This is a genomic window from Nostoc sp. NOS(2021) (assembly GCF_017115025.1).
Taxonomy (GTDB): domain Bacteria; phylum Cyanobacteriota; class Cyanobacteriia; order Cyanobacteriales; family Nostocaceae; genus Nostoc.
Genome location: NZ_JABXKM010000022.1, coordinates 26,674 through 36,577, shown reverse-complemented (window position 1 = coordinate 36,577; position 9,904 = coordinate 26,674). Strand labels below are relative to the sequence as shown.

At 41.9% G+C, this 9,904-nt stretch carries 8 protein-coding genes; 6 read left to right on the top strand and 2 right to left on the bottom strand.

Annotation, left to right across the window (positions count from 1 at the left end; genetic code table 11):
* Positions 1-144 precede the first annotated feature (144 nt).
* The 4 genes from HWQ41_RS01535 (at position 145) to HWQ41_RS01520 (ending at position 5,332) form a co-directional block, all read left to right on the top strand.
* Positions 145-717 carry a Uma2 family endonuclease gene (locus HWQ41_RS01535; protein ID WP_292759316.1) on the top strand — a complete coding sequence of 191 codons (573 nt, stop codon included), beginning with the start codon at positions 145-147 and terminating at the stop codon, positions 715-717.
* A 12-nt stretch (positions 718-729) separates the two neighbouring features.
* Positions 730-1,920 (top strand): MFS transporter, encoded by a 1,191-nt coding sequence (locus HWQ41_RS01530; protein ID WP_292759314.1) that lies wholly within the window; start codon positions 730-732, stop codon positions 1,918-1,920.
* 943 nt (positions 1,921-2,863) lie between these two features.
* On the top strand, positions 2,864-4,840 hold the full coding sequence (locus tag HWQ41_RS01525; protein WP_292759311.1) for an AMP-binding protein: 1,977 nt from the start codon (positions 2,864-2,866) through the stop codon (positions 4,838-4,840).
* 42 nt (positions 4,841-4,882) lie between these two features.
* Positions 4,883-5,332 (top strand): YlqD family protein, encoded by a 450-nt coding sequence (locus HWQ41_RS01520; RefSeq protein ID WP_292759308.1) that lies wholly within the window; start codon positions 4,883-4,885, stop codon positions 5,330-5,332.
* A gap of 80 nt (positions 5,333-5,412) precedes the next feature.
* Here HWQ41_RS01520 and HWQ41_RS01515 read toward each other — a convergent pair whose 3' ends face one another.
* Positions 5,413-5,883, bottom strand: coding sequence for a hypothetical protein (locus tag HWQ41_RS01515; RefSeq protein ID WP_292759305.1), 471 nt, complete (start codon positions 5,881-5,883; stop codon positions 5,413-5,415).
* Positions 5,884-6,353: 470 nt separating this feature from the next.
* Here HWQ41_RS01515 and HWQ41_RS01510 point away from each other — a divergent pair, with 470 nt between their 5' ends.
* Together HWQ41_RS01510 and HWQ41_RS01505 are read left to right on the top strand one after the other, a co-directional pair.
* A complete protein-coding gene (locus HWQ41_RS01510; protein WP_292759302.1) occupies positions 6,354-7,655 on the top strand; it encodes a dihydrolipoamide acetyltransferase family protein in 1,302 nt (433 codons plus the stop codon).
* A 204-nt stretch (positions 7,656-7,859) separates the two neighbouring features.
* A complete protein-coding gene (locus HWQ41_RS01505; protein WP_292759299.1) occupies positions 7,860-8,762 on the top strand; it encodes an Rpn family recombination-promoting nuclease/putative transposase in 903 nt (300 codons plus the stop codon).
* A 210-nt stretch (positions 8,763-8,972) separates the two neighbouring features.
* On the opposite strand, the gene HWQ41_RS01500 is transcribed toward HWQ41_RS01505, so the two are convergent.
* Positions 8,973-9,854: an ATP-grasp domain-containing protein gene (locus HWQ41_RS01500; protein ID WP_292759296.1), complete on the bottom strand. Its 882-nt coding sequence runs from the start codon at positions 9,852-9,854 to the stop codon at positions 8,973-8,975.
* Between the last annotated feature and the right edge of the window lie 50 nt (positions 9,855-9,904).

The following is a 9,904-nucleotide window of genomic DNA, read 5'->3' as shown; positions in this document are numbered from 1 at the left end:
ATTATGGGTAATTTGGCGGACATAATATAAGCCTTTCTCGGCGGTTTCTGTCTAGAAAAAAATAGCCCTGTCTAATATACTTTGTGAATTTTCAAACATCCTCTTATGATTAAAATACAAGAGCAAGATTAAAGGAGTTAACTAATGAGTCAGATGCTTAATACAGGAGTACGCTGGACAACTCAGGATGTAGAACTCTTCGCAGAAAATGAAGGGACGCGCTACGAGATAGTTGATGGAGAATTATTTATGACCAGGGCACCTCACTTTAAACATCAGCAAACTTGTGGCAGAATTTTCCAACAGCTTAACATTTGGTCAGAGTTTACTGGTTTAGGAGAAGCTGTAATCAACCCAGGCGTTTTGTTTTCCGAATCAGATAATGTGATTCCTGATGTAGTTTGGGCTACTAAAGAAACCTTGGCGCTAACATTGGATGAAGCGGGACATTTAACTGGCGCACCAGATTTAGTAGTCGAAGTTTTGTCTGCTACTAAGGAAGACCTAAGACGAGATAAGGAAGCTAAACTTAAACTTTATTCTTCCAGAGGAGTAAAAGAATATTGGATTGCTGATTGGCGATCGCGTAAACTAGAGGTCTATCGGCGTGAACAAAATCAATTGAAATTGGTAGAAACTCTATTTAGTAGCGATATTATAATTTCTCCTTTATTGACTGGTTTTAGCTGTACTGTAAACCAGTTTTTTCCTGTATAAATTTTAGGTTGAATGGAAAAACAAATCTTAAGTAAGCCATTAACTAAAGTCCAAGTACTGATTATGGCGATCGCAGCTGGTGTCTGTGTTGCTAACGTTTATTATAATCAGCCAATCCTCAAAGATATTGCATCATCTTTTGGAGTCAGTGAAGGCGAAGCGGGTAGCATATCTGTGCTTACGCAAGTTGGTTACGGTTTTGGGCTTTTCTTTTTAATCCCCTTGGGCGATAAAATTAACAAGAAAAAATTAATTCTTTGCTTACTGATATGTTTGTTCTGTTTGTTGATAGCCATGACGTTTTCACAAAACATCATTGAAGTTTGGATATTGAGCATAGCAATTGGGATTGCGACAGTCTCGGCTCAGATTATTCTTCCTTTAGCAGCAAGTATAGATAGAGTAACTACAGGCCAAACCGTAGGCAACATTTTTACTGGTATATTGATTGGAATTTTAGGAGCAAGGGTTTTTAGTGGATATATTGCTGAATGGTTGAGTTGGCGTTATGTATATGGATTTTCGGCAGTAATGATTTTAATTGTTATTGTCTTACTCAAGATATATTTACCGAATGTCGAAAATGAATTTAATGGTTATTATTTGGAATTATTAAAATCAACACTTTACCAATTAAAACGTTTTTCATTATTAAGAGAAGCGTCTTTAATTGGCGGGTTATTGTTTGGTGTCTTTTGCTCATTTTGGACAACGCTGACTTTCCATTTAGCTGGAACGCCTTTTTATTTTGAATCTGACACAATTGGGATGTATGGCTTTGTAGCGATCGCAGGTGCATTGATGGCACCAGTTTTTGGTAAACTAGCTGATCAAGGTAACTCCCAACGTTCCTTGACTATTGCTGTATCGCTCGTGATTGTAAGTTTAGTAATTGCTAAAATTGCTGCTAATTCTGCACTGGCGATCGCTGTTGCTGTATTGTTACTAGATGTAGGTGTACAGGCAATCCAAGTCACCAATGTCGCAAGGATATACACTCTTGATGCTCAATCGAATAGTCGCATCAACACAGTTTACATGACTACCTATTTTATCGGCGGTTCTGTAGGTACTAGCATTGGTCTATTATGCTGGAATCTTGGTGGCTGGAATTTGGTGACTTGGCAAATGTTAGTTTTTACTTTGCTGGCATTTTTTATTATCGTCAGACCGAAAATAACTACAGCCAGAACAAATAAATAATCAAACTCTCGTTTTTCATTAAAACAACAAAAACAGGACTTACGCATTGACAATAAATAGTAAATATGTGTAACGTGAATAACCACATCTTTCGTAGGGGTAAAGCATTGCTAAACCCCTACAGCATGGTCTATTTACGATCAAAAAATAATTAATCAAAGCCTGAAACAACCTATTTTTGTTAATGCACATCATGATGATTTTGTATAGTGCGTAAGTCCTAAAAAAGTAGAAGGTCACAGTTAGCACACTCATTATTTTCCCAAATCCGTGCAGGAGTTACGAACAAAAATATCCCCGACTTCTTGAAGAAGTCGGGGATCTGAGCCTCTCGAAATTAGAATGAATTTGTGTTGAAGAGTTAATTGAATAGCTGGTTGTCGGAAGTACTGAGGAATTTTTACTTGCAAATAGTCCATCAATTCGGAGAACATTTGGCACAGAAATCAGGACTAAATTTACAAAATTGGCTACCTGTCAGTACGTAAGCTGTACAATAAGGAAAACTAGTAAGTTCGACTCTGGCTGTTTGTAATTTTGAACCATTTGATAACGTTTCAGTCACTTTGGTTTTATCAGCCAGAAGGATAGCTACAAGTTTAGGGAACGCCACGCAAGCAGCAATATTGATTAGCGTTAGCAGTGTAGCGTCTATCAGTTTCATAGGTAATCATCTCCTGTGAAAAATAGGCGTAGGCGTAGCCCGTCGTAGACATCGCTGTTCTTAGATGCAAGCATAATGTATGTCTAGCATTGATGTTCAGTCAATCTATTGCTTGCAATCTATGTAAATTAAGTTTAACATAAATTTTTGTAAATATAAACGTGGAATTCCTGGAATTATCCTATACAGAAGTGAATGTGGATAATAAGGATGGCTATTGTAGCGGAATAACAAAATAAACTGGAAAACGATCAGTTTACGATATTTAGGTAAGGTGTTATGTCAAAAACCCAAACCGTGTCTTCTTTTTTATCTAACATCAGTGAGCGAGAACGGCAGGCATTAAAGCGGTTGGTAGATTACACAAATGTGGAATCGCTGCCAGAAATTTGGCCTTTAGCAGCTCAACGATTTGGTGATGTTGTCGCTCTCCGCAGCCCTCACGCTAAACCAGAAGTAGTAATTAATTATACCCAGTTGACAGAGCAAATACGACTATTTGCTGCTGGGTTGCAGGCGTTGGGAGTAAAGGTAGGCGATCGCATTTCCCTAATTGCTGACAACAGTCCTCGCTGGTTTATTGCCGATCAAGGGATAATGACGGCTGGGGGAGTTGATGTGGTGCGTAGCTCCCAAGCGGAAAAAGAAGAACTGCTGTTTATCATCGCTAATAGTGGCAGCACAGCGATCGTCGTTGAGGATTTAAAAACACTTAAAAAACTGCAAGATCGCCTCAATGATTTACCAATTCAACTGGTAATCTTACTTTCCGATGAAGCACCACCAACAGACCAAACCCTAAAGGTGCTGAACTTTACCCAGTTAATCGAAATTGGGGTAAATCATAATTTTGTGCCAGTCAAGCAAAATCGTGACGCTCTGGCAACCCTAATTTACACCTCTGGCACCACAGGTAAACCCAAGGGTGTAATGCTGTCTTATAACAACTTGATGCACCAAGTGATCACCTTTGGGACAGTATTGCAACCAAACGTGGGCGATATCGTTCTCAGCATCCTACCTTCGTGGCACAGCTACGAGCGAACTGTTGAATATTACCTACTATCTCAGGGTTGCACCCAAGTTTATACCAACTTGCGCTCTGTGAAAGGGGATTTGAGAAAATTTAAACCCAACTATATGGTGGGTGTACCCCGCCTGTGGGAATCAATTTATGAAGGAGTGCAAAAGCAGTTCCGCGAACAACCAGCGAATAAGCAACGCCTAATTAACTTTTTATTGGGCATTAGCGAAAAATATATCAAAGCACGGCGAGTTGCTCAAGGGTTGAATTTAAATAATCTTCATGCTTCCGCCGTCGAAGGATTAGCAGCTAGGATAGAAGCATCAGCTTTATTACCCCTCCATGCCTTGGGAGAACGACTGGTTTACGCCAAAGTGCGGGAAGCCACAGGAGGAGAAGTTAAGCAGATGATTAGCGGCGGTGGTGCCCTTCCCAGACACATCGATAACTTCTTTGAAATTATTGGTGTGCAGATTTTGCAAGGTTATGGCTTGACAGAAACTTCTCCTGTTACCCATGTTCGTCGTCCTTGGCGAAATTTGATTGGTGCATCAGGGCTACCACTTCCGGCAACAGAAGCTAAAATCGTAGATCCTGAGACAAAAGCGCCTCTACCAGTAGAGAAGCGAGGCTTGGTATTGTTGAGGGGGCCGCAGATTATGCAAGGCTATTACCAAAATCCCGAAGCGACAGCGAAAGCAATTGATGCGGAAGGTTGGTTTGATAGCGGCGATTTGGGTTGGCTGACACCACAAGACGACTTGGTGCTGACTGGCAGGGCGAAGGATACGATTGTATTGACTAACGGGGAAAACATCGAGCCGCAGCCGATTGAAGATGCGTGTTTGCGATCGCCATACATCGATCAAATTATGCTCGTCGGCCAAGATCAGCGCAGCCTGGGAGCCTTAATTGTCCCCAATCTCGAAGCCATAGAAAAATGGGCAGCAAGTCAGAATCTGACACTGGATACGCAGAATGATCAGGTGACTTCCTCACCTAGTCAAAAAATTGACTTGGAGAGTAGAATGATCCAGGATTTATTTCGGCAAGAATTGAATCGGGAAGTGCAAAATCGTCCAGGCTTTCGACCGGATGACCGCATCGGAACGTTCAAACTCATTCTGGAACAGTTTTCCATCGAAAATGGCTTGATGACACAAACACTGAAAGTTCGCCGACACATCGTCACCGAACGCTATCGCGATATTATTGACGGCATGTTTGCCTGATGATTCCACCTGCTAACTGTAAAGAGTGAACGTGAAATATTTATGGATGTCTCCAAATCTAATTTGCTCCTGAAACGCGTCGTTAACGTCAAAGTCATTGTTACTCCCCTCTGGAAAGAGGAAGTACAACAGCAGCTGCAAACGCAGATCAATCAAATCGACCAGCAACTGCAACAGCTAGAAGTCGAAGGACAAAGAGCGATCGCTGCAATTCAAAAGCAGAGTCTGCAACCACCTGGCCCTCAGACCCTCCAACAAATTGACAATATCCAACTCCAAGTCAATCAAAAGAAAAGTGAACTCCTAGAGCAGAAAAATCAGTTGCTGCAAAACCTCCAGCAAGTGCAGTTTCTCCAGCAAGATCAGGAAGTTAACCAATTCCAAATGGAAGGCTTTTTTCGGGTAGAAACCGGTGATAACCTGATTAGTAAAATGCAGGTCGAAATCGTTCTGCGCGATGGCGTTGTAGAAGAAATTCGCGGCGACATTTAAAAAGTGAGGAGTGAGGAGTTATGAGTTATGAGTTATGAGTTTAAATTCCTAACTCCTCACTCCTCACTCCTCACTCCTAACTAACTCCTTACTCCAGCCCAAACAATTTGCCACACTGGAGGAGAGCTAATAAAAAGCGATCGCCCAAAAGTGGTCATCTCAACTCGATATTTAACACTAACTGAATCATCACCCCGCTTGATTTCCGTAATCGTCACAAAAGCCTGATTTCGTTGCGGATAATCTACCTCTACCTTTCGCGTTCCTGCTGCTGATCCTATGTCGTCAAAGGCATTCAGGGCGAGGGTAGCAGGATCACTACCTTGGAGAGATGAGTTGATCTTTTCTAGAGGTATAGTTTTATAATCGGAACGTTCTGAGTATCCCACAACCTCTTGAGACTGATGCATTGCTGCCACCTGCTGGGTTTGCCCATTACTAGTCTCAACAATCGGTGCAGATGGCTGGCGCTGGATAATATAAACTCCAGCGCCAGCAGTGGCAAAGATACCTAGTATCACAATCAAAAAGAATTTCAACTTTGCCGACATAAAAGTAAACAGGAATTTCAAATAGGTTTATTACCAATTTTGAATTCTAAATTGAACTGCATCCCATATCTTCTAGCTGTGAGAAGCTTCTGTATCTTAAGCAGTGGTTATGAGGAATATATAGCAGGGGACTGGGGACTCTTTACTGGGGACTGGGTTGAAAGTCTGTTTGTATATAGGTTTTATCATCAGTTAATGTCCTAACCTTCTTGTCCGTTGCTATAAATAGCAAGGGAACAGGGAATAGGGAACAGGGAATAGGGAACAGATGTGTACTAAGTTTTTTCAAAAATAAAATACAAGTCCTATAGACCTCTAAGTTATATTTAGGTTCCTATTAGTCATTAGTCAAAAGCTAATGCCCAATGCCCAACCTAAAATATAAACAGTCCAAAACTCTCCCACCAAGATACAATTCGATCTGACAAAAGCTGTTAAAGTCCATAAACCATTGATTCCCAAACCACCCTATGAGCATTCACGAAGTATTTATGCCGGCTCTGAGTTCTACCATGACGGAAGGCAAAATCGTTTCCTGGGTGAAATCGCCAGGTGACAAGGTGGAAAAAGGCGAAACAGTGGTGGTTGTAGAGTCAGATAAGGCAGATATGGATGTAGAAACCTTTTACGAGGGATTTCTTGCCCATATCATAGTTGAAGCTGGTGAAACTGCCCCGGTAGGATCTGCGATCGCCTTCATCGCCGAAACGGAAGCTGAAATTGAACAGGCGAAATCTCTTGCCAATTCCGGCGGCGTGGCTGCTACTACTACCTCTTCCCTTGAACCAATCGCCGCTACAGCCTCAGCCGCAATACCTGCCTTAGCGTCTCAAAACGGGTCTAACCACAAAGAAGGAAGGCTTGTAGCTTCCCCCCGTGCCCGCAAATTAGCTAAAGAACTCAAAGTTGATTTAACTACACTCCAAGGCAGTGGCCCCCACGGTCGCATTGTCGCCGAAGATGTCGAAGCATTGTCCAATCAGGGCAAACAACCCGCTACTGCCCCAGTTGCCCCAGCAGCACCCGTACCAATCAGCGCCCCAGTTGCACCCCCAGCACCTCGGACACCAGCACCCGCAACCGTAGTAGCGGCTGTTCCTGGTCAAATCGTGCCTCTAACTACCTTCCAAAATGCCGTAGTGCGGAATATGGTAGCTACCATATCCGTACCCGTCTTCCGTGTTGGTTATACAATTACCACCGATGGATTAGACAAACTTTATAAACAAATTAAATCCAAAGGCGTGACAATGACAGCGCTACTGGCGAAAGCTGTAGCGGTGACGTTACAAAAACACCCATTGTTAAATGCTAGCTACTCAGAGCAGGGTATTGTTTATCATTCTGATATCAACATTTCCGTAGCAGTAGCGATGGATGATGGCGGATTGATTACGCCTGTGCTGCAAAATGCCGACGCAGTGGATATATATTCTCTATCGCGTACTTGGAAGTCTTTGGTAGAACGTGCGAGAGCAAAACAACTACAGCCCCAAGAATACAACAGTGGTACTTTTACCCTGTCCAATTTGGGGATGTTTGGCGTAGACAAATTTGATGCGATTTTACCGCCTGGACAAGGTTCAATTTTAGCGATCGGGGCATCCCGTCCGCAAGTGGTAGCAACACCCGACGGTTTATTTGGCGTGCGGCAACAAATGCAAGTTAATATTACTTCCGACCATCGGATTATTTACGGTGCCCATGCTGCGGCGTTCTTGCAAGATTTAGCGAAATTGATTGAGACGAATCCTCAATCTTTGACAATGTAATTTTGAAAAGACACCAAATTTAAATGTTAGCGCTATCTGCGAACAGCAGTTTGTCGTAGAGTAGCGCTAACAACAAACAATAACTAATACCAATTCAAAATTAAGAAAGCCTGATTTAATCTAGGTTTCCTTCTTTTGTATCTGTTACATTCTTTTTTCAAATTGGTATAAACTTAAATTTCTGATGTCCAAACTGATATCAAAGTGACATACGACAACACCCTGAAATATCTGGTTGAGCAGTATCCAGAAGATTTTATCCGCTACTTATTAGCATCTGATGCAACAGATATCCAGATTCTCAAAACAGAATTAAATCAAGAACCAATTCGTGCCGACTCAGTAACCTTTTTGCAAACTGCCAATCAAATACTGCATTTAGAGTTTCAAACCTTACCAGCATCGACACCACCCTTACCACTGCGGATGTTGGATTATTGGGTGCGGCTATATCGACAATACAATTGCGATATCGAGCAGGTAGTGATTTTCCTTAAACCCACAACTTCAGAAGCTGTATTTGTAAATGAATTTACTGCCCGCAATACTACCCACCGTTACCGCGTCATCCGAATTTGGGAACAAGATCCAGAACCGTTACTGTTATCTCCTGGTTTATTACCTCTGGCAACTTTGGCGCGAACAGATTCTCCTCAAAGCTTACTTCAACAGGTAGCAGTTCAGGTGAGTATGATTGAAGAAGCAGCCATCAAGCAGAGTATTTCGGTATGTACCCAACTACTAGCAGGGTTGGTATTTGAGCCAGAACTAATTCGTCAGTTTTTGAGGAGAGAAGATATGAGAGAATCTGCTATTTATCAAGAAATTCTTGAAGAAGGACTGCAAGAAGGGAGACAACGAGGCATTGAACAAGGCATTGAACAAGGCATTGAACAAGGCATTGAACAAGGCATTGAACAAGGAAGGCAATCAGAATTGAGGCTAGTGATGCGTCTATTAACTCGTCGGCTTGGTTCAATTAATTCTCAATTACAATCTCGGTTGCAAGAGTTGTCCCTGGCTCAGTTAGAGGACTTGGGTGAAGTATTACTAGATTTCGCCAGTGAAGCTGATTTGATGAATTGGCTGAATAGAGTAGAAAGTTAGAGTTTGCTCTAAACGTTTCGACCAGTTACAAAAAAAGTCAGATTTTCATACCAAGCACCTTGCTCTGTTGCTTTTGCTTCAATTTTTTGACGATACTCTGCTTTGAGTGCCATTCGCAGATAAAGAATTTACCGATCGCAGACTCGGCGCTGTGGGATAATTTCAATAGGGCGACGCCGAATAGCCCGTCGTAGACATCGCTCCCAATGATCAGCGTATATCTTTTAACTTATTCCATAACTCAAGTGCAGGAATGTGACTCAGACCAGCAAATTGTGCATCGGCTGTTTCTATCACTATCCATTCTCCACTTTCTAATTGCCCGATATCAATTGCTATATAAGGAACACCAAGGCGTTCAGAGGCTAGGACTGCCAACTTTAATACTTGCGTCTCTTCTTGTTTTGATAACTTGCTCAAGTCATCTTGCCCATCCCAATAATATCCATATTTTAGAATTCGCTGATTATAAATAAAGCATCTAAATTCTCTTCCCATTGGAAAGCGATTTGGGGCTAGGCGTTTATGCCATAACTTTACTAATTTCCTAACAATAACTCTACCTCGTGAACCAGATTTAAATTTTAATAACGATTCTGTCAGTCTGACTAATTCCTCCTGATTATTCGCTACACAAGACTCCCATCCTTGCATTTTTCTAGATTGAACTGCGCCTTTGACAAACAGAGGAAATCCCAATAATTCACCAGCCTCAATACATTCGTTTGTAGAGGTAATTACCAAACTCTCAGGTGTCAATCCTTTTAAGTGAGGGTAAAATAGGTCAAACTCTAGTGCTGTCTGGTGTTCTAAAGGAGTATTAAGTAGTTTTATGCCCTTAGCCAAGGCTGCGTGATATATGGCTTTGTAACGCTCAAACTCAGGAATATATCCTATCCAGATACCAGCAGTTGCTTGAGGATAATTAGGAATGTGCCATAGAGCATTTTCTGCCGTACCACACCGTTCAAAATCTCGCGGGATATGGTAGACTTTACACCCTAATAATTGGGCAGCCTCAGTCATTAATTTATTTTCGCTAGCGCTGGCAGATGCCTCTATTTGTTCAGTTGATTCACTTAAAACAATCATTTATTCCTCAGCGTACCTTTGCGCTTACCTCAGTATGCCTCTGCGTTTAA